This window comes from Actinacidiphila sp. bgisy145 (assembly GCF_057708125.1).
Window position 1 is genome coordinate 233,714 of sequence record NZ_JBYIRL010000004.1, and the last position, 19,439, is coordinate 253,152.

Sequence of the window (19,439 nt, forward strand, 5' to 3'; positions counted from 1 at the left end):
TACCCGATGCGGATGTTCGCGCTCGGCATGCCCGGGTCGATCGGCGCTGGCGGCGTGTTGCCTGGCCGCCACGGCCGGGCCCGGACCCCGGTCGGCCGGGGCGGGATGCAGTTCGTGCTGGTCATCTGGCTGCAAGGCATCTGGCTACCGCTTCACGGCTACGACTACGGCGACACGCCCCTGTGGGCCGGCATCTTCATGCTGCCCCTGACCGCCGGCCTGCGGCAGCAGGGCGTCCCGGCCCACGTCGCCATCCAGGCCGGCAGCCTTCCCCCGGTCTCGTCCCTGTTCGCCGCCCAACTGGGCGTCAACCCGGTCCAGCAGTTGCTCCAGCCCAGCGGCACCCTGACCCACCTGACGGCGGCGCAGCAGCAGACCCTGACCGGACGCGAGTTCTTCCCGCACCTGATCTCCGGGCCCTTCCACTCCGGCCTGGTCGTCGTGTTCGCCTTCGGCGCCACCCTCGCCTTCCTCGCCGCGCTCGCCTCCCTGCTGCGCGGCACCAGCACCACTGCCAAGACCCCCGGACCACGCACGGCCGGGACCACCCCTGCCGCCGCGACCGACAGGACGCAGACAACGCGAACGCAGAACACCCCCAAGCCCCGATCCCGGTAACCAGCCCCATTCGCAGGAGGAACGTCCCATGGCACTCGACGGTGACCGCGACGCTGGATGCTCAGAATGTCCTGGAGCAGCAGGGTGTTGACGTGCACCAGCGCGGACTGGAGCAGGTGCAGGGCGAGCAGTCGTCGTGTCATGACACGACCAACCTGGCCGAGCGCAACCTTCGGGAAGGTCAGAAGAACGAAACGGCCGACAAGCTCACCCCTGATCCGCTACAGGGAGCTACTTGTCACTTCGCGGCAGCTTCGGGAGAACAGGGCCGAGATCCCCGCGAGTTCGCGGAAACTGAAGCTTCTTCAGCGGGAACCCGTGGGTCCGAGACTGCCATGGTCGGGGGTTGACCCGTGGTTTCGCGGCGAACACGCGGGATCGGCTTCGAGGCCGGCCTGGAAAAGATGTCTGCCCCCGCTCCTTGTCGAGGTGGTCTCGCCTTGTCAGGCCGGCCGGGCGATCACAGGACGAGCATGAGCTTGCCGCCGGGTCGGCGGGACTGGCTGAGCTCGGCCGCTTCCTGGATCTGGTCGAGCGTGTAGGTACGTGCGACCGGTACGACCAAGATGCCTTCGCCGGCGAGCCGGGCGAACTCGTCCATCTGCTCATAGCGGATCTCGGTGGTGGTCCGGACGCCCAGCTCGGCCGCGGCGGCGAAGTCCGAGACGGTGAGGACGCGGCCGGGGTCCCCGGTCAGCTCGATCAGCGTCGGCAGTGAACCGCCGGCCGGGCTGGGCTGGTCGGCGCGGTCGATCCGGCCGCCGGTCGGCGCCGCGTCGAGGGCACGATCGATGTGGCCTCCGGACAGTGCCCTGACGCGTTCGGCCATGCCCTCGCCGTAGGCGGTCACCTGGGCGCCGATCTCTTCCAGAGCTGCCGCCCGGGTCTGCCCGGCGGTGGCGATCACCCGAATACCCCGGTGCAGCGCGAAGCGCACCGCCGCCTCACCCACGGTGGTGCCCGCGCCGTGGACGAGCAGCAGCTCACCCGGCTGGACGCCGAGGTCGTCGAGCGCGCGCCACGCCGTCTCGGCCGCCATCGGCAGCGCGGCGGCCTGCTCGACGGTGACGCCTTCGGGGATACGTGCCCAGGCCGGCATCAGCGCGTACTCGGCAGCACCGGCCGTCGGGCCGTCGAAGGTGGCCGGGCCGAACACGCGGTCGCCGATCTGGACACCGGTGACGCCCTCGCCGAGCGCGTCGACGGTGCCCGCGATCTCAAGGCCGAGCCCGCGCGGCAGCGGCGGCAGATGATCGGCGAGGAGACCGTCGACGACGTGCCAGTCGGCCGGTGTCAGGCCGCACGCCCGCACGGCGATCCGGATCTGACCGGGTCCCGGCTCCGGCTGTGGGACGTCGCGGAGCACGATCACGTCCGGGGACCCGAACCGGTCGAACTGAAGAGCCTTCATGACGATCTCCCGAGTGACAACAGCATCTGTTGTCATCGACGTTATCACCGCGACAACAGATGCTGTTGTCGTACCCTGGCGGGTATGCCGAGATGGGAATCCGACGCACAGGGCCGGCTCGAGCGCGCGGCGCTCGAGCTGTTCGAGACGCAGGGGTACGAGCGCACCTCGGTCGCGCAGATCGCGGGCGCAGCCGGCCTGAAGGAGCGCTCCTTCTACCGCTACTTCCCCGACAAGCGGGAAGTCCTCTTCGCCGGTGACGAACTCGAGGCCCACCTCGTCGCCCAGGTCGAGGCGACCGACCCGGGCCTCACGCCGATCGAGGCGCTGCTGACCGCGCTGGGAACCGCCGAGGAGATCTTCCGCCCGCGCGAGTTCCTGCTGCGCCGGGGAAGAGTGATCGCCGCCAACCCGGCACTGGCTGAGCGCGATCTGATCAAGCTCGCCGACATCGCCGACGCGCTGGCGCCAGCGCTTGAGCGCCGCGGCGTCGAGCCCGGCAAGGCACGCTTCATCATCGACGTGGTGCTGGCGATCCACCGGCGCGCCATGCCTCGCTGGCTGGCCGAGCCGGACACCACCCTCGCTCAGCTCATGGCCCAGGCCGCCGCCGAGCTGCGTGAGGCGGTCGCGCCGCCGGCTCCGACGACCCGCTGAGTCGGCCTACGACTCCCGAAGCCGTCCACAACGGACACGACGGTGTCCCGTCCCGGGTCGGCCTGCATGGACTGACCGAAGCGGTCCCTTTTGGGCTCACCTCGGCGATACCCCGGCTTCGAGGTCGGCCTGGAGAAGCTGCCGGGCGGAGTCCGCGTAGCGGATGGCGGTCTTCTCGTCGATGCCGAAGACGAGCGCGAGGTGGAGTGGGTCGGCGCCGTGGGGGCTCAGGAGACAGGAGAGGCGAGCGGTGGCGGAGGGGGTGGGGTTCGGGACGTTCGTATATTTGTGGCGCCGGGGCGAAGGGCAACTCTGCGGCATCGCCCGTGGGCGCCGTAAATATGCAGTCCCGGACCCCACCGCCGGAGTCGCCGCGTCACCGGGGAAAAAAGTCAGCGGGGGGTGTCGAGCTGGCTGAAGCGGGTGGTCGCCAGGGTGAAGGCGGTGGGGCGGACGCCGAAGGGCTGGCAGAAGGCGGAGTTGAGCTGGGCGGAGAAGCAGATCGCGAAGGCGACGACGGCCCCGACGAAGCAGAGCGCGGCGAGGTGCCGCGGTGTGGCGGTGAGCCCGAGGAGCGCGGGGAAGGCGACGAGGAAGGCGCCGACGACGAGCATGGCGATCCAGGTCACCCGCGGCATCTGCCCCTTGACCTGGGCGGCGCGTTCGGTGCGGTCCTGGTAGACGGAGTTGAGCGCGGTCTGCGCGGCCGCCTTCGCCGTCTGCGGCCCGGCCGTGGTCGCGGGCGCGGCCCGCACCGCCGAGCGCACGGCGTCCAGGTCGCGCCAGGCGGCCGCACTGGTCCGCCCCCGGGCCAGTTCATGGAACTCCGCCCCCCGCACCTCCCCGGTGTACACCCGCAGCAACTCCCGCGCCCTGGCCCGGTCGGCCGGCGCCAGCCCCCCGACCGCCCAGTACGCGTCCGCCAGCGCCCGCGCCTCGTCGTACGTCCCCTCCCGCGCGTCGCTGAGCGCGGACCAGCTCCCGGCCACCTGGAACCCGGTGAGCAGGATGAACGAGCTGAGCAGCACCGCGCCGATCAGCGACTGCGCCTGCCCGCCGAACTCCCCGGCCGCCGCCCGCCGTCCCGTCCCGAGGAACCGCCCGAGCAGCAGCGCGAGACACCCGCCGCCGACCGTGGCCAGCAGCGAGACGACATAGATGGACATGGCCACTCCCTGGGTACGGGCACCTGACGGGCTGTCAACGCGAAGCACCTCAAAGGCAATGCGGCCTCAACGGCAGAGCTGTCGCAACGGCGAAGCGGCCTCAGTGGCGGCGCGGCACCCCGCGCGGTACGGCCGCCGCCAGCACCGCCGGCAGCAGTACGGCCACCAGCGCCATCCCCCACCACCGGTCCCAACCCCCCTCCCGGCCGGGAACGGCGGCCTCCTGCCCCGCCTCGTAGACGTCCTCGCCCGACGCGTGGACGGCCCGGCCGCCCGCACCCGCCACCCCCACCGGCACCGGCACACCGGCCGACGGCGCCGCGGCCGTACCGGAGGCCGTACCGGCGGACGCCGGGGACCTGCCCGGAGAATCCGCCGCCGGCCCCGAACGCGTCGGCGCCGTGGACGAGGCAGCGCCCGACCCCGGCGCCCCGGGCGCCGGAGCAGCCGAGGTCGGCACCGCGGAGGGAGGAGCCGTGGACGGCGGAGCGCCCGACCCGGGCGCCGAGGAGGTCGGGACACCGCTGGAGGTGGGGCCGACCGACGTGGGAGGAACGGAAGCCGGCGGCCCGGACGTCGGCGCGGCCGGCCCGCACGGTCCGCCGATCTGCACCACGACCCCGGCCAGCACCACGATCACGCAGCCCCCGCCCCGCGGGGCGTCCGCCCGCGCCCCGGCGGCCTGCCCCACCCCGGCCGCCGCCAACACGGCCACCCCGCCGGCCGCCAGGGCCACGGCGGCCCGCACGCACCACCCGCCCCGGCGGGCCCTCGGTCTCCCCATTTCCATAACTATTAAGCTAAATGGCCCAGATGGGCGACACTCCTCGAACGCCCCGCAATGACGCGAACCCTCTCACCCGCCGCGCACCGCTCATCCGAACTGTTCGACCACACCCCCTCCGCCGCCCCGGAACCCGAACGCAGGTACGCCGGAACGCCCGCGGCCGACCCTGTGAAGGGCCGCCGCGGCGGCGAGTTCCAGCCACCGGCCGGGCTGCGGGCCGCGGGCCGCGCGGGCGGAAGCGACCGCTACAGCAGCCCCGACGCCGACTACAGCAGCCCCGACGCCCGCCACAGCGGCATCGACGGCCCCCTGAGCAGCCCGATCTCGTCGAAGAAGTCCATCAGCTTCTTCGCCGAGTGCCGCATCATCTCCCGCCGGTGCCCGCTCTCCTTCACCGCCGCGACCGCCTCCGCGGGGTTCAGGCCGACGCTCGCGTAGACCTGGGGGCTGATCAGGGAGCGCGCGATGACCCGGGCGGCCTCGGCGGACATGGTCCGGGTGAGCATGATCTCCCACCGCGGCGCGGTCTCCATCTGCCGGCGCAGCTCCTCCCGCGCGTACCTGATGTGCCGGGCCTCCTCCACGACGTGAATCCGCGTCACCCCGCGGACGAAGGGCTGGACCCGCTCGTCGGGGAAGGTCAGCCGCTGCATCCAGTCGAGGATCTCCTCGGCGAGGAGGGTGCCGGTGAAGGAACCCGGCGTCGTGGAGAACGTCTTGAGGATGCGCCCCAGGGAGTGGTCGAGGCGGGTCGGCCCGTAGGTCGGGGTGCCGAACTTCGTGACCGCGCGGGCGAACATCTTGGAGTGGCGGCACTCGTCCGCTATCTCGGTGAGCGCGTACCGCACGTGCGCGCTGGTCGGGTCGAGCGAGTACGTGTGCCGCAGCAGCAGTTGCATGAGGATCGTCTCGAACCACACGCCCGACGCACACAGCGACGCCGCCTCGTGGCGGGACAGTTCGCGCTGCTGCTCCTCCGGCATGCGCCGCCACAGCGGGGTGTCGTAGAGCGAGACGAGCTCCGGCGGCCAGAACCAGGCGTCCTCCTCGAAGGGGGCCTCCCAGTCCAGCTCCGTGTCGGGGTCGAACGAGTGCTTCGCCGAGGCGGTCAGCAGCCGCTCTGCCGTCTTCTCCCGGCTGATCAAGGTTGCGTCCATGGTGAACCGGCCTCCGCCGCACGAGGGTTACCTTGGGTACGGTTCTTATGAGACTCTGTGTCAACAAGCCCGTCAAGTCCCCGTGCGACAACGGTGACGACGCCCACAGCGCCCGTGCAGAACCCCCACAGCGCGCCCGCAGAACATCCGCAGCCGCCCGATCGGAGTGTGTCGATGTCGACGGAAGGTCTCTACCCGCAGCCCCCCACCGAGTGGACCTGGCAGGTCCCCGCCCACGGCGCCGCCCGCTTCTCGTGGGAGTACGACGACGGCCGCGACCGCCTGCTCGCCCTCTACCAGAAGGGCAAGGACAAGCAGTGGGACGCGGTGCGCCGCATCGACTGGGACCTGGAGGTCGACCCGTACGACCCGCTCGGCACCCCCGACGAGGCGATGACCCTGTACGGCACCCGCTACTGGGACGCGATGAGCGCGGGCGAACGCGGGCTGCTGCGCCAGCACTACACCTCCTGGCAGTTCAGCCAGTTCCTCCACGGCGAGCAGGGCGCGATGGTCTGCGCGGCCCGCATCGTGGAGTCGGTGCCCGACCTGGACGCGAAGTTCTACTCGGCCACCCAGACCATGGACGAGGCCCGGCACGCCGAGATCTACGGCCGGTTCCTGCACGAGAAGATCGGGATGCTGTACCCGATCAACGACAACCTCCAGGCGCTGCTCGGCGACACCCTGCGCGACTCCCGCTGGGACATGCCCTACCTGGGCATGCAGGTGCTCATCGAGGGCCTGGCGCTGGCCGCGTTCGGCATGATCCGCGACACCACCGACAAGCCGCTGCCGAAGCAGATCCTCGCGTACGTGATGCAGGACGAGGCGCGGCACGTCGCGTTCGGGCGGATGGCGCTGCGCGACTACTACAAGCAGCTGTCGGACGCCGAACTGCGCGAGCGCGAGGAGTTCGTGATCGAGGGCTGCTACCTGATGCGGGACCGGCTGCGCGGCACCGAGGTGCTGGCGAACTTCGGCATCCCGCCGGCCGAGGCGGTCGCGCTGACCGAGGAGTCGGAGTTCCTGCACCTGTTCCGCAAGCTGCTTTTCAGCCGGATCGTGCCGTGCGTGAAGGACATCGGGCTGTGGGGGCCGCGGCTCCAGAAGGCGTACCTGGACCTGGGCGTGTTCGACCTGGGCGACTCCAACCTGGACCTGCTGATGACCCAGGACGAGGAGATCGCCGAACGCCTGGACGCCGAGCGGTTCGCGGCCGAGGAGGCCGCCCGCGTCGCCGAGGTGACCGAGGCGGTGGCCCGGGGCGCCGACGGTTCCTGACGCCGCCGGTCCCTCCCGTACCGTGGGCCCCGGGGTCTCGCGCCCGGGGCACCGGTGCGCCGCCTCGCACGGCGGCGCCGTCCGGATTCTGTAACGGTGCCGGTACCGCTGACCAGGCGCGGAACCGCGGCTCGGGCGGTGGCATCTATCCGACCGAACGCGGACGGGGAGACCTGCCGCCGCAAGGAGCCGAGCGAGACGGAAAGCGGGCGGGGAAGCACATGACGGAACCGGGGCAGATACCGGAGCAGCCGTACGGGCCGGGCGAGTTCACCGGGCCGGGCGAGTTCGGACCGGCGGAGTACGGGCCGGCCGAGCACGGATCGGCCGGGTACGGGTCGGCCGGGTTCGGCGGACCGGGCTGGAACAGCAGCGGGCCGCAGCGGCCGCGCCGGTCCACCCCGCGGTTCGTCGCGATCGCCGTCGCCGTGGCCGTCGTCGTCCTCGCCGCGGTGGTCACCGCGGTCGTCTCGCCCGGCTCCGGCCACTCCGCCTCCGCCGCCTCCGGCCCGACCGGCACCAACCACTCCGCACAGCCCGGCAGCGGCGGCACCGGCGGCACCGGCGACGGGAAGTCCGGCGGCAAGGGCACGAACCAGCAGTACCCGGTCGTCCCCGACTCGATCGTGCACGCCGCCGAGGCGTCCGGCAAAGCCGTCAACATCACCATCGACGACGGCCCGGACCCGGTCTGGACCCCGAAGGTGCTGGCGGTGCTCAAGCAGCACGGCGTGCACGCCACCTTCTGCATGATCGGCCCGCAGGCCCGCGACAACCCGTCCCTGGTCCGCGAGGTCGTCGCCGCCGGCCACCGGCTGTGCGACCACACCGTCCACCACGACGAGGGCATGGACAAGAAGTCCGTCGCCTACCAGCAGTCCGAGATCCGGGACGCGCAGCAGATGATCGAGACCGCGTCCGGCGGCGCCCGGGTGTACTACTACCGCGCGCCCGGCGGCGCCTTCACCCCGGCCAGCCGCGCCTTCGCCGCCCAGCACGGCATGCGCCCGCTCGGCTGGAACGTCGACACCGAGGACTACCAGCGCAAGGGCGTGTCCACCATCGTCAACACCGTCAAGTACGAGATCGGCAACGGCCCGACCATCCTCTTCCACGACGGCGGCGGCGACCGCTCGCAGACCGTCGCCGCGCTCGACCAGACCCTGACCTGGCTCCAGCAGCAGGGCTACGCGTTCAGCTTCCCGCAGGTCGGTTGAGCCCGGCCGCGGGCTGCCGCAGCACCGCCGCCATCACCGCGCGGGCGATCGGCGCCGCGTTCCCGCCCCCGGAGATGTCCGCGCGCACCGCGTCGGCGTCCTCCACCACCACCGCGACCGCCACCGCCGCCCGGGTCCCGCCGGGCGGCTTGGCGTAGGACAGGAACCAGGCGTACGGCGTACCGGTGTTGGCCAGGCCGTGCTGCGCGGTGCCGGTCTTCCCCCCGACCACCGCGCCCGGGAGCGCCGCGCTGGTCCCGGTGCCCTCGGTGACCACCCCCTCCATCAGCTCCTGGAGCGCCGCGGCCGTCCGCGCGTCCACCGCCTGGTGCAGCAGGTGCGGCCGGGCCTGCGAGACGGTGCTCCCGGCGTGGTTGGTCACCCGGTCCACCAGGTACGGCGCCATCAGTCGCCCGCCGTTGCCGACCGCCGCGGCCACCATGGCCATCTGGAGCGGCGTCGCGGTGGTGTCGTACTGCCCGATCGAGGACAGGGCCACCTGGTCCGGGCTCATGACGGTGTCCACGTTGCTCTTCGCGACGCTCGGCGGGATGCGCAACCGGCTGTCGTTGAAGCCGAACAGCTCCGCCTGCGCCACCACGTCCGCCGCGCCCAGGTCGGCGCCGAGCTTGGCGAACACCGTGTTGCAGGAGTAGCGGAAGGCGTCGTAGACGCTGGCGTCGCGGCAGCCCGCGCCCTCGTTGGTCAGCGCCACGTCCGTGCCCGGCAGCCGATACGGGTCCGGCGAGTTCGTCGGCGCCCGCAGATCGGTGACCTCGCCCGCGGCCAGCGCGGCGGCCGCCGTGACCACCTTGAACGTCGAACCCGGCGGGTATGTCTGGCGGATCGCCCGGTCCAGCATCGGCTGCTGCGGGTCGGCGTTCAGCCGCTTCCAGGCCGCCGTCACCGACGCGCCCGCACCCGACAGCAGCCCCGGGTCGTAGGACGGCGAGGAGACCAGCGCGAGGATGCGCCCGGTGGCCGGGTCGAGCGCGGCCACCGCGCCCCTGCGCCCGGCCAGCCCGTCGTACGCGGCCTGCTGCGCGGCCGGCTCGATCGTGGTGTGGACGTCGCCGCCGCGCTGCCGGGCCCGGGTGATCTCGCGCCACAGCGGCTGGTCGTCCAGCGCGCCCGACGTGCCGTCGAGCAGGCTGTCCTCGGTGCCCTCCAGCAGGGTGGCGCCGTAGGTCTGCGAGGAGAAGCCGGTCACCGGCGCGTACAGCGGGCCGTCGGCGTAGCTGCGGACGTACCTCAACGGGCCGCCGGCCGGCCGCGATCCGGTGACGGCGCGGCCGCCGACGAGGATGTCGCCGCGCGGCTGGGCGTAGCGGGCGATGTCCGCGCGCCGGTTGGCGGGGTTCGCCGCGTAGCCGCCGGCCGCCACGAGCTGCACGCGGGTGGCGTTGGCGAGCAGGGCGAGCAGCAGCAGGAGGCAGAAGACGGCGGCGTGCCGTACGCAGCGGTTCACGCCGGGTTCCCGGGCAGTTGCGGGCGTCGGCGTTCCGGGGCCGGTCCTTGCGGGTCCGGGCGGCGGGCCCGGTCGCTGATCCGCACCAGCAGCGCCACGACCAGCCAGTTCGCCACCACCGACGAGCCGCCCTGCGCCAGGAACGGCATCGCCATGCCGGTCAGCGGGATCAGGTCCGTCACCCCGCCGGTGACCACGAACACCTGGAGCGCCACGATCGACGCCAGCCCCGCCGCCAGCAGCCGCCCGAACGGGTCCCGGGTGGCCAGAGCCGCCGCGAAGCCCCGCGCCACCAGCAGCGCGTACAGCGCCAGCAGCGCGCACAGCCCGGCGAGCCCCAACTCCTCGCCCACGGTGGCCAGCACGAAGTCCGACTTCGCGGCGAAGCCCACCAGGTAGGACGAGCCCCGGCCGAGCCCGGTGCCCAGCGCTCCGCCGTCGCCGAAGGCGAAGAGCGACTGGGCGAGCTGGCCGGGCCCCTGCCCGGCGCCGATCGACGCGAACGGATGCAGCCAGTCCCGCACCCGCGCGTGTACATGCGGTTCGGTCGCGCCCACCGCCACCGCGCCGCCCGCCGCCAGCGCCAGCCCCGCCGCGGTCCACCCGACCCGCCCGGTCGCCACGTAGAGCATCACCACGAACAGCCCGAAGAACAGCAGCGACGTGCCGAGGTCGCGCTCCAGCACCAGCACGCCCACGCTCGCCAGCCACACCGCGATCACCGGCCCCAGCACCCGCCCGGTCGGCAACTGGAGCCGCCGCAGCCCCTTCAGCCGCCCCGCCAGCGGCAGCGGGCGGCCCGCGTACGCCAGCGCCGCGCGGTTCGCCGCCAGGTAGCCGGCGAAGAAGACCGCCAGCAGCACTTTCGCGAACTCGCCCGGTTGGATGGAGAACCCGGCCACCCTGATCCAGATCCGGGCCCCGTTCACCGCCGGGAAGGCGATCGGCGCGGCCAGCAGCACCAGCGCCGCGGTCACGCTCACATAGGTGTACCGCGCCAGCACCCGGTGGTCGCGCAGCAGCAGCACCGCCACCGCGAACAGGCCCACCCCGCACGCGGACCACACCAGTTGGGCCGGCGCCGCCCGCGGGCCGAGCACCGGCTCCAGGTCCAGCCGGTGGACCAGCACCAGCCCCACACCGTTGAGCAGCACCGCGACCGGCAGCAGCAGCGGGTCGGCGTACCGGGCCCGGGCGCGCACCGCGAGGTGCGCCAGCAGCGCCAGCCCGCCGAGCCCGGCGCCGTACGACAGCGCGTCCTTGGGCGCCGCGCCGCTGCGGGCCAGCCCCACGTCCGCGTAGCCGCAGACCGAGATGGCCACCGCGGCCACCAGCAGGCACAGCTCCACACCGCGGCGGGCGGCCGGGCGGGGCCGCGCCGCGCCGGTCTGGGCGGCCGGGTGGGGCGGGGTGGGCGGGGGAGGAGCGGTCGCCGACGTTGCGCTCATGGGCGGTCACGCTAGCAACCGCCGACCGGTATGTCCGTTAAGTCGCCTTGCGTGCTGGTGTTCGCCACGGCCGGCTCTGTCGGTGCCCCGGCCTAGGGTGATCGGTATGACCGCCGTGCCCCACGCCCCGGACGACCTCGCCGACCTGCCCTACGCGCACCTGCTGCGCCCGCACACCGGCCCGTTGGAGGTCGAGGGCGACTACGACACCGTGCACCTGGACCGGCTCGACGTCCCGCCGGGCGGCCGCGCCGCCGGGTCCCGCTTCCTCGAATCGGCCGTCACCGACTGCTCCTTCGACGGCACCGACCTGCGCGGCGCCCGGATGAACGACCTGTGGGCGTCCGGCACCCGCTTCACCGGCGTCTCGCTCGCCGAGAGCACCTGGCTGGACTCGGCGCTCGTCGGCTGCTCGCTCGCCGGGGTCGAGGCGTTCGGCGCGGTGCTGCGCCGGGTGGTCTTCCGCCGCTGCAAGCTCGACTCGGTCAACCTGCGCGCCGCGCGGCTGGACGACGTGGTCTTCGAGGACTGCGTGCTGCGGGACGTCGACCTCGGCGGCGCCCGGCTGACGGGCGCGGCCTTCCCCGGCAGCCGGCTGGAGCAGGTCCGGCTGGGCCGGGCGGAGCTGAAGCGCGCCGACCTGCGCGGCGCGGTCGCCATCGACCTCGCCGACGGGTACGACAGCCTGCGCGGCGCGGTGATCGGTTCGCACCAGCTGCTGGACCTCGCTCCCGCGCTGGCGCAGACCCTCGGCATCACGGTGCGGGACCGCTGAGGATTGCGCGAACGTGCCTGCCCCGCACGCCACATGGCTCGCGTTCCGACGCCCCAGGTCACAGGGCTGACCGCGGTTCTGCTGCGCGAACGCGCCATTGCGGATTCCGGCCGGTCGGTGGGCATTGTCCGGATCACCCGGTTCCTGGTTCTCTCTTCTTACCGCCCCCGGCGAGGAAGGAACGACTCAGTGCAGGAGACCGAGTTCCGGAGCGCACACCATCTGTGTGTCGAGACGGACCCGGCCCTGTGTGAGCCTTGCCAGGAGCGGCTGGATCGGCAACTCGCCTTGCTTCCCCGGGTATACGGCGAGTTGGAGGCACCCCTCGTAGCGGCGCCGGACTCCGGCGATCGTGAGACCGGCACTGCCCGGCCCGGCATCCCCCTGAACGGGCCGGCTGTCGAGGCGCGCGCCGCTGTACGAGGCACTCTTGCCTCCTGGGCCGATCTGATGGTCGAGGGCCGCACCGTCCGTCTCCCCCTGCGGACGGTGCCGGCCCTCGCGGCCTTCCTCCGGAGGCATCTCGGCTGGCTGGCCGTACATCCGGCCGCCGAGGACGCCGCCGCGGACATCGACGCGGTGCTCCGGCAGGCGCTGCGGGCCCTGCGAACCCCCACCTTCTCCGCGACCCCCACCTCCACCGGCCGCGCGGCCTGACCCCCCACTACCTGTCACCCCACCCACCCCGAACTTCCTGCGAAGCCGTTCCCCCCACACACAACGGCCCCCCACACGCAGGAAGCGCTGTACGGCCCGTGAATCATCTCGGGCCGTACAGCGCGAATCGCACGCTGCCGGTGCTCAGGCCGGCGGGTACCACGTTGCCGGCGACACCGTGTGGGTGGTGCCGGAGTCGGCGTCGCTGCCCGTGTCGTACGCGAGGCGCGTCACATGGGTCGACGAGTTCGACGTCTGGGCGGGCGACGGGCACGCGTCGGTGCTGGTGGCGGCCGCGGCACCCACGCCCCCGAGAGTGAGAGCGAGCGTCAACGCAGCCACCGAAGGTGCGTGGGTGGTGAGCCATTTACACGACATGGGTTTTCCTTAGCTGACAACGGCTGGTAGTGAGCCGCATGCGTTCGGGGGGCACGCAGAATGCACAGCAATACCAATGCTGCCAACTGATAACACAGGAACGCCACATTCCGGTCGTGCGGAGTCGCGCCATGGCGCAATCGCGCACATCAGATCAGGTCGTTGGTCGCGGCAAGTACGCCCGCCTGAAACCTGCTTTCCGCCTCAAGGTACCGCATCACTTCGGATACCAGGCGGCTCACCGTGCGCAGAGATACCCCTAGTTTACGGGCGATGCGCTCGTCGGTGAGCCCGTTGGCGAGGAGGCGCAGGGTGGTGCGGTGCTGCTCGGTCAGCTCGCGTCCCGGGTCGTCGCCGACGGTGGCCTTCGTAGCGTAGGGGACCGATCGCAGCCAGCAGTCTTCGTACATGGCCAGGTAGGAGCGGACCAGCACCGGGCCGCGGATGACCACGGCCGGACCATTGGGGTCGGAGGGGTCGGCCCTGGTGAGCGCGGTGTGCTCGTCCGCGACCAGAAGGTCGAAGGGGACCGCCGGAATGAGCCGGACTTCCGCGCCCGCCGCCGCCAGGTCCGTCAGGTATTTGCGTTGCCGTGGGCCCGAATTCACGCTCTGGCCGTAAAGGGCGCGGACCCGGATGTTCTTCTCGATAAAGGCCCGGTCGGAGTTGAGGGAGTTCTCCAGGTATTCGGGGGGCGGAAGCGGACCCGGGTGCATTGACGAGACGACTTCCGTCACAGTGGCATCGAAGTCCCTGACGAACTCGCGCCTGCGGGCGTGGCCGGTGAGGATTTCCACCTCGACCTCGGCCGGTTCGTGGGACACCACCGGGCGGTAGCGCTCGATGAGGGTGTCCGCGGCCTGCACGATCGACGCGAGCTCCTCGCTCTGCGCGCGCAGCGTGTCACGTTGCCGGTTGAGCAGCCTGATCAGGGCGGTGTCCGGCTCCACGCTGTCGACCTTGCCGGGGTGCCAGCTCTGCCGGACCAGGCCTAGCGAGCGCAGTTCCTGCCAGCCGGCCTCGGCGTCCTGCGCGGACAGGTCGAGTTGGGTGGCGATCTCGGTCGGCTCGGCGGAGCCGTTGCCCAGGAGCCATTGGTAGAGGGCGAATGCGGTGGCGCCCGGGTCCGGGCCGCTGCCCCTTGCCGAACTGGCCATGTCTCCCCCTCACCCTCACTGCAACCCTGCGTGGCTGTCCTGGGGCGGGCCGTATCCCCGGTGCGCCGCCACAGGGCGACTTTATCAACGGTCGCGTCGCCTGCCTGCCGCACAGGGTTTCGACGGTTCCGTTTTCCGGACCGATCCGGACCGTCCCATAATCGATCACGGCCGCGTCCGGCGCCAGCTTCGGGAGGATCGCGGAATGAACGGATGGCCCGCACAACGGGCAGGAATCGGCGGGGAGCGGGCGGGCGGGGGCCCGGTGCCCGTGGTGCTGGTGGGCGCCGGGAAGGTGGCGCACGCCGCCCACCTGCGGGAACTGCGCGACCTCCCGGACGAGCTGCACCTCGCCGCCGTGGTCGAGCCGGACCCCGCCCACATCGCCGCCCTGCACCGGGTGGGCCTCGGCGCGGTGGACCGGTACGCATCGGTCACCGCGGCCGCCCGCGCGGGCGCCCGGGCCGCGCTGGTCTGCACCCCGTGGTGGACGCACCGCGACGTCGTCCTGGAGTGCCTGGCCGCCGGCCTGCCGGTGCTCTGTGAGAAACCCGTCACCCTCGACCCCGCGGAGATCGAGGAGCTGGCCGCGGCCGAGCGCCGCACCGGCCTGCCGGTCACCGCCGGGTACATGAAGCGGCACGACCCGGTGGTGCGGCTCTTCCTCGACCACTGCCGGGCCCGGCTCGACCGGGCCCGCCGCCTGACCGTGGACATCCACGACCCGAACGCGCCGCACCAGGTCGCACACCTGCTGCCGTACGACCCGCCGCCCTTCGGCCCGCAGCCGCCGCCGGCCCGGGAGGCGCTGGCCCGCGCGCTCGGGCCGGCTGCCTCTCAGGCGCAGCGGGAGGCGTACGCCCGCGGGCTCGGCGGTTCGCTGATCCACCAGGTCAACCTGGTGCACGCGGTGCTGGCCGGCAGCGGCCGGAAGCTGGCCGGGCGGCTGCTGCACGCCGACGGGTGGGCCCAGGGCGCCGGGGTGAGCTGCCGGTGGCGGCCCGACGACGGGCTGCTGGTCGACATGACCCACCAGCGGCTGCCCGCGCACCGCCGCTACCGGGAGGTGCTGGAGTTCACCGCGTCGGACGGTGTGGCCACTCTCACGCTGCCCTCGCCGTACGCGCGGGACGAGGCAGCCACGCTGACCGTGCAGAGCTGGGACCCGGCGGGCGGGCCGGCCGAGCGGCGCGTGTACACCGCCGAGCCGGGGCAGACCGGGTTCCGGCGCCAGCTGCTGGCCTGGGCGCGGCAGCTGCGAGGGGAGCCCGGGTCGCGGGGCGCGGCGGGGGAGGCGCTGCCGGGGCTGGCGGATGTGCGCACGGACACGCGCGCGGTGCGCGAGGCGGCCCTGCGATTGGCGTGACCTCCGGCGGACGGGGGTAGCCGGTCAGCAGAGGGGGGTCCCCGTTCTTCGGAGGTGACCGCAGATGCTGATCCTGCTGGGACTGCTGCTCCTCGCCTGTACGGCCGCGTTCGTCGGGCTCGCCATCGCCGACAACCTCGGCGGCGGCCCGCACTACGACGTGACCGTGCTCGGCCACCACATCGCGACCATGAACGGCCTCGCGCTCTTCTGCGCCGGGCTCGCCCTCGCCCTGATCTTCGGGCTCGGCTGCCTGATGGCGATGGGCGGGGGCGCGCTGTACCGGCGCAGGTCGCGCCGGTACCGGGCGCTGCGGCACGACGCGGCCGCCGCCGACCGCGAGCGGGACGCGCTGGTCGCGCGGCGGGAGAACGAGGAGGCGGCCGCGGCCGGGGCGGGCGCGCAGCGGGTGAGTCCCGCGCACACCGGGTCCCGCCGCCACGGCCGGCACCTGTTCGGCCACTGACCGCCACTGGTCGCCACTGACCGTACGCGCCGCACGGGACCGCACCGGCCGTACGGCACCTCCCGCACGAAAAAACGGCGGCTCCGGGTTCACCCGGAGCCGCCGAACGAGTGCAGTGACGGCCCCGGGGGGGGATGGGGGCCGCCACGCAGGTCCTACGTTACGCGCCTTCGGCGGATGGTGTGGCGAAGCACGCGGTTTTCGGCGTGGCGATTTCACGTCGGGCACCGGAACGGACGGCAGCCGGGCCGGCAACCACGGGGGGAGCCGCCGGCCCGGCCGGTCTTTCGGGCCGCGGCCCTGGTCGGGTGCCGGCCGCGCGTGTCGATCGACGTTCGGCACAATCCTGGACTTCACCGCCCGCCCCCGTCAACAGGAGTGAATCGGACAGTCGTTGCGTTTCATTCTGGCTAAAAACCTCCGCCGCGCCGCCCCGGGGGTCGCCCGGGAATGCCCGGCCGGACACCCGGGGGGATGCCCAGCGGCGTCACGCCGCGGTGGTGGCCGCGTGGTGGGCGAAGCGCAGGGCCACCTTCTGCCAGACGGCCGCCGCGGCGGCGTCGGCGGCCAGGGCGTCGCGGTGCAGGGTGTCGCGGTCGGCGCCGAGGCGGGCCAGGCGGTCGGGGTCCCAGTGGGCGATGCGGTCGGCGGCCGCCTCGGGGTGGAACTGGACGCCCCACGCGCTGCCGCCGAGCCGGAACGCCTGGTAGGGGCAGCCCTCGGTGGAGGCGAGCCAGGTGGCGCCCGGGGGCAGGGCGGTGATGGCGTCCACGTGGTTCTCGATGGCGTGCGGGCGGCTCGGCAAGCCCGTGAACAGCGGGTCGTCCGCCGCTTCCTGACGCAACGTCAGTTCTACGTCGCCGACCTCGGGCCGGCCGTGCTCGCCGCGCACCGCGCCCCCGCCCACCTGGGCGAGCAACTGGCCGCCCAGGCAGATCCCGAACACCGGAAGGCCGAACTCCAGGGCCTCGCCCGCCAGTTCACGGGTGCGCGCGAGCCAGGGCGCGCGGGCGTCGTCGTCCGGGAGGTAGCCGCCGCCGAGGACCACCAGCGCCTGGTAGCGCGGCCGCAGCCGCTCCGGCAGCGGGTCGCCCGCGTAGCCGTGCACGACCTCCAGTGTCAGCCCGCCCTCGTACAGCCACCGCTCCCACCGCCCCGGCCCGCCGGTCGGGGTGTTCTGCACCACCAGTGCCGTCACCGTCATGCCGTGACCTGCCCTTCCACTGCCGTTCGCCGTCCGTTCCCCCCATCCAAGCCCATCCTCACCGCGCCTTCGCAGCCGGGCCGGGCGGGAAGTCGACGCGTACGGTGAGGCCGCCGCCGGGGTGCGGGGTGAGGGTGAGGGCCGCGCCGTGGGCGGTGGTGGCGGCGCGGACGATGGCCAGGCCCAGTCCGTGGCCGTGCTGGGGCCCGCCGGTGCGCGCGGTGCCCAGCCGCTGGAAGGGCTCGAAGAGGCGGTCGACCTCCTCCGGCGGCACGACCGTCCCGGAGTTGGCGACCTCGAGGTGTCCTCCGCCGCCGGGGGAGCCGCAGGTGCGGACGCGGACGTGGCCGCCGGGGCGGTTGTGGCGCAGCGCGTTGCCCACGAGGTTGTCCAGCAGGAGGTCGGCCAGGCCCCGGTCGCCGCGTACGAGGGCCGGGCCGAGGTCGGCCGCCACCTCGACGTCCAGGCCGGCAGCCTCCTCGCCGTGGCGGGCCAGCACCTCCGCCGCGACCTCCGCGAGGTCGACGTCCTCCCACTGCCGCACCCCGCGCTCCCCGGTGGCGAGCGCGAACAGCGCCTCCATCAGCCGGGCCTGCCGCGCCCCGAGCAGCAGCGCCTGCTCGCACGCCTCCCGCAGCGCCGCCGCGTCGGCGCCGGGATCGGCCAACGCGACCTGGAGCAGGGTGCGTTCGGCCGCGAGTGGTGTGCGCAGCTCGTGCGAGGCGTTTGCCACGAAGTGCCGCTGGGCCTGGAAGGACGCCTCCAGCCGGGCGAACAGGTCGTCCAGGGTCTGCCCGAGCTGTGTGAACTCGTCGCCCGAGCTGCGGATCGCCAGCCGCCGCCCGAGGCCGGCCGCGGACATCTCCCCGGCGGCCGCGGTGATCGTCCGCAGCGGCCGGAGCAGCCGCCCGGACAGCAGCCAGCCCAGCGCCACCGACAGGGCCACCAGCGCCACCAGCGCGACCGCGGACCCGGTGACGTACTGCCGCATGTCGCGGCCGTGCTGGGTCTCCGCCAGCGAGGGGCCGTACCCGGGCGGGTGCGGGCCCGCTGCCGCGGTGCCGGGCGCGCGGATGGTCGAGGTCGACCCCACGAACAGGTTGGGGATGGCGAGCAGGACCGTACCGGAGAGCAGGAAGAGGCCGCCGTAGAGCACGGCGAGCCGCATCCGCACCGTACGGGGCCACGGCAGCGGCCGGACCGCCCGCACCGCCGTCACGACTCCTCGATCCGGTAGCCGCCCTCGCGGACGGTCTCGATCAGCGGCGGCTCGCCCAACTTCAGCCGCAGCCGCCGCACGGTGGTCTTCACGGTGGTCGTGAACGGGTCGGCGGCCTCGTCCCACACCCGGTCCAGCAGCTCTTCCGCGGAGACGGCCGCGCCGCGCGCCCCGAGCAGGCACTCCAGCAGCGCGAACTCCTTCGGGCTCAGGTCGAGTCGGCGCCCGGCGCGGAAGGCGGTCCGCCGGGCGGGGTCCAACCGCACTCCGCCGGCGGTGAGCACCGGCGGCCGCGTTCGCCGTGCAGCAGACGCTGGTCCGCTACCGGCAGGTCGCGGGCCTCTACACGGCGTCGGAGGGCTACTACCCGCTGGCGCCGTGGGCGGGGCTGGCGGTCCTCCTCGGCTGGACCGCGGCCGTGCTCACCGCCGCGTACGCGCTGCTGCGCCGGAGGGACGGGTGAACGCCGTGGACGGGCGCCTCCGGTGCGGGGCGCTGCGGGACGCGGTCCGCACGGAGTGGACCAAGGCACGCACGTCCCCCGCCACGTGGCCGCTGCTCGGCGCGCTCGTGGTGCTGACCGTCGCGGTCGGTGCGCTGGCCGCCGGGTCGGTGGACGGCCGCCCCGGGACGGACGCGGCCAAAACCGCGCTGACCGGGGTGCACCTCGGGCTGGCGGTGGCCGCGGTGCTCGCGCTCGGTACGGCCGCGGTCGTACGGGACCCGGGCGCGTCGGTCGGCTGCGTCCTCGCGCTGCTGTACCTCTTCCCGGTGGCGGCGGCGCTGGTGGACGACCCGGTGTGGCAGCGGCGGTTGGTGCGGGTCGGGCCGACCAGTGCGGGGCTGGGGGTGCGGACCACCGTGCCGGACGCGGTGCGGGCGCTGCCGATCGGGCCGTGGGCCGGGCTCGCGGTGGCGGCGGGATGGGCGGCGGGCGCGCTGCTCGCCGGGGTGTGGGCGCTGCGCGCCCGGGACGTGTGACGTAGGGTCCGCGGTACGTACCG

21 protein-coding genes and 1 pseudogene are annotated in these 19,439 nt (G+C 73.4%); 11 read left to right on the forward strand and 11 right to left on the reverse strand.

Features of this window, described 5'->3' with window-relative positions; translation table 11 throughout:
- The first annotated feature begins 6 nt into the window (after positions 1-6).
- Together AC3ERT_RS05995 and AC3ERT_RS06000 are read left to right on the forward strand one after the other, a co-directional pair.
- Positions 7-618 (forward strand): hypothetical protein, encoded by a 612-nt coding sequence (locus tag AC3ERT_RS05995; RefSeq protein ID WP_488180721.1) that lies wholly within the window; start codon positions 7-9, stop codon positions 616-618.
- A 41-nt stretch (positions 619-659) separates the two neighbouring features.
- Positions 660-968, forward strand: coding sequence for a hypothetical protein (locus AC3ERT_RS06000; RefSeq protein ID WP_435126112.1), 309 nt, complete (start codon positions 660-662; stop codon positions 966-968).
- Between the two features lie 110 nt (positions 969-1,078).
- Here the strand turns inward: AC3ERT_RS06000 and AC3ERT_RS06005 are convergent, their stop codons facing one another.
- Positions 1,079-2,029, reverse strand: coding sequence for an NADP-dependent oxidoreductase (locus AC3ERT_RS06005; protein WP_435173030.1), 951 nt, complete (start codon positions 2,027-2,029; stop codon positions 1,079-1,081).
- An 84-nt stretch (positions 2,030-2,113) separates the two neighbouring features.
- Here AC3ERT_RS06005 and AC3ERT_RS06010 point away from each other — a divergent pair, with 84 nt between their 5' ends.
- Positions 2,114-2,686 carry a TetR/AcrR family transcriptional regulator gene (locus tag AC3ERT_RS06010; protein ID WP_435173032.1) on the forward strand — a complete coding sequence of 191 codons (573 nt, stop codon included), beginning with the start codon at positions 2,114-2,116 and terminating at the stop codon, positions 2,684-2,686.
- Between the two features lie 392 nt (positions 2,687-3,078).
- On the opposite strand, the gene AC3ERT_RS06015 is transcribed toward AC3ERT_RS06010, so the two are convergent.
- The 3 genes from AC3ERT_RS06015 to AC3ERT_RS06025 form a co-directional block, all read right to left on the reverse strand.
- A complete protein-coding gene (locus AC3ERT_RS06015; RefSeq protein WP_435173034.1) occupies positions 3,079-3,852 on the reverse strand; it encodes a bestrophin-like domain in 774 nt (257 codons plus the stop codon).
- 100 nt (positions 3,853-3,952) lie between these two features.
- Positions 3,953-4,636: a hypothetical protein gene (locus tag AC3ERT_RS06020; RefSeq protein WP_435173036.1), complete on the reverse strand. Its 684-nt coding sequence runs from the start codon at positions 4,634-4,636 to the stop codon at positions 3,953-3,955.
- A 269-nt stretch (positions 4,637-4,905) separates the two neighbouring features.
- Positions 4,906-5,796 (reverse strand): AurF N-oxygenase family protein, encoded by an 891-nt coding sequence (locus AC3ERT_RS06025; RefSeq protein WP_435173038.1) that lies wholly within the window; start codon positions 5,794-5,796, stop codon positions 4,906-4,908.
- A 174-nt stretch (positions 5,797-5,970) separates the two neighbouring features.
- On the opposite strand from AC3ERT_RS06025, the gene AC3ERT_RS06030 reads away from it, so the two are divergent.
- A complete protein-coding gene (locus AC3ERT_RS06030; protein WP_435173039.1) occupies positions 5,971-7,080 on the forward strand; it encodes a ferritin-like domain-containing protein in 1,110 nt (369 codons plus the stop codon).
- A 221-nt stretch (positions 7,081-7,301) separates the two neighbouring features.
- The gene (locus AC3ERT_RS06035) at positions 7,302-8,297 is read left to right on the forward strand and encodes a polysaccharide deacetylase family protein (protein ID WP_435126120.1); all 996 of its coding nucleotides are present in this window, start codon (positions 7,302-7,304) and stop codon (positions 8,295-8,297) included.
- Here the strand turns inward: AC3ERT_RS06035 and AC3ERT_RS06040 are convergent.
- Positions 8,275-9,765 carry a penicillin-binding transpeptidase domain-containing protein gene (locus AC3ERT_RS06040; RefSeq protein ID WP_435173041.1) on the reverse strand — a complete coding sequence of 497 codons (1,491 nt, stop codon included), beginning with the start codon at positions 9,763-9,765 and terminating at the stop codon, positions 8,275-8,277. The genes AC3ERT_RS06035 and AC3ERT_RS06040 overlap by 23 nt on opposite strands.
- Positions 9,762-11,213: an FtsW/RodA/SpoVE family cell cycle protein gene (locus tag AC3ERT_RS06045; protein ID WP_435173043.1), complete on the reverse strand. Its 1,452-nt coding sequence runs from the start codon at positions 11,211-11,213 to the stop codon at positions 9,762-9,764. Before AC3ERT_RS06045 ends, AC3ERT_RS06040 begins: the two co-directional genes overlap by 4 nt.
- A gap of 106 nt (positions 11,214-11,319) precedes the next feature.
- On the opposite strand from AC3ERT_RS06045, the gene AC3ERT_RS06050 reads away from it, so the two are divergent.
- Complete coding sequence (locus AC3ERT_RS06050) at positions 11,320-11,988, forward strand: pentapeptide repeat-containing protein (RefSeq protein WP_435173045.1); 669 nt, start codon at positions 11,320-11,322, stop codon at positions 11,986-11,988.
- 288 nt (positions 11,989-12,276) lie between these two features.
- Positions 12,277-12,645, forward strand: coding sequence for a hypothetical protein (locus AC3ERT_RS06055; RefSeq protein ID WP_435126130.1), 369 nt, complete (start codon positions 12,277-12,279; stop codon positions 12,643-12,645).
- Positions 12,646-12,789: 144 nt separating this feature from the next.
- Here the strand turns inward: AC3ERT_RS06055 and AC3ERT_RS06060 are convergent, their stop codons facing one another.
- On the reverse strand, positions 12,790-13,023 hold the full coding sequence (locus AC3ERT_RS06060) for a hypothetical protein (RefSeq protein WP_435173046.1): 234 nt from the start codon (positions 13,021-13,023) through the stop codon (positions 12,790-12,792).
- A gap of 149 nt (positions 13,024-13,172) precedes the next feature.
- A complete protein-coding gene (locus tag AC3ERT_RS06065; RefSeq protein ID WP_435173047.1) occupies positions 13,173-14,180 on the reverse strand; it encodes a helix-turn-helix transcriptional regulator in 1,008 nt (335 codons plus the stop codon).
- A 205-nt stretch (positions 14,181-14,385) separates the two neighbouring features.
- Between AC3ERT_RS06065 and AC3ERT_RS06070 the strand changes: the two genes are divergently transcribed.
- Both AC3ERT_RS06070 and AC3ERT_RS06075 read left to right on the forward strand, forming a co-directional pair.
- On the forward strand, positions 14,386-15,546 hold the full coding sequence (locus AC3ERT_RS06070) for a Gfo/Idh/MocA family oxidoreductase (RefSeq protein WP_435173049.1): 1,161 nt from the start codon (positions 14,386-14,388) through the stop codon (positions 15,544-15,546).
- A gap of 64 nt (positions 15,547-15,610) precedes the next feature.
- Complete coding sequence (locus AC3ERT_RS06075; RefSeq protein ID WP_435173051.1) at positions 15,611-16,012, forward strand: hypothetical protein; 402 nt, start codon at positions 15,611-15,613, stop codon at positions 16,010-16,012.
- A gap of 487 nt (positions 16,013-16,499) precedes the next feature.
- On the opposite strand, the gene AC3ERT_RS06080 is transcribed toward AC3ERT_RS06075, so the two are convergent.
- The 3 genes and pseudogenes from AC3ERT_RS06080 to AC3ERT_RS06090 form a co-directional block, all read right to left on the reverse strand.
- Positions 16,500-17,216 carry a type 1 glutamine amidotransferase gene (locus AC3ERT_RS06080; protein ID WP_335977160.1) on the reverse strand — a complete coding sequence of 239 codons (717 nt, stop codon included), beginning with the start codon at positions 17,214-17,216 and terminating at the stop codon, positions 16,500-16,502.
- A gap of 58 nt (positions 17,217-17,274) precedes the next feature.
- Positions 17,275-18,435, reverse strand: a complete 1,161-nt coding sequence (locus tag AC3ERT_RS06085) for a sensor histidine kinase (protein WP_435173052.1) — start codon at positions 18,433-18,435, stop codon at positions 17,275-17,277.
- A pseudogene (locus AC3ERT_RS06090) lies at positions 18,432-18,731 on the reverse strand (winged helix-turn-helix domain-containing protein); the annotation flags it as partial. The pseudogene AC3ERT_RS06090 and the gene AC3ERT_RS06085, both read right to left, overlap by 4 nt.
- Before the next feature lie 5 nt (positions 18,732-18,736).
- Between AC3ERT_RS06090 and AC3ERT_RS06095 the strand changes: the two are divergent.
- The gene (locus AC3ERT_RS06095) at positions 18,737-18,898 is read left to right on the forward strand and encodes a hypothetical protein (protein WP_435173054.1); all 162 of its coding nucleotides are present in this window, start codon (positions 18,737-18,739) and stop codon (positions 18,896-18,898) included.
- Between the two features lie 5 nt (positions 18,899-18,903).
- Positions 18,904-19,416 carry a hypothetical protein gene (locus tag AC3ERT_RS06100; protein WP_435173055.1) on the forward strand — a complete coding sequence of 171 codons (513 nt, stop codon included), beginning with the start codon at positions 18,904-18,906 and terminating at the stop codon, positions 19,414-19,416.
- Positions 19,417-19,439 lie beyond the last annotated feature (23 nt).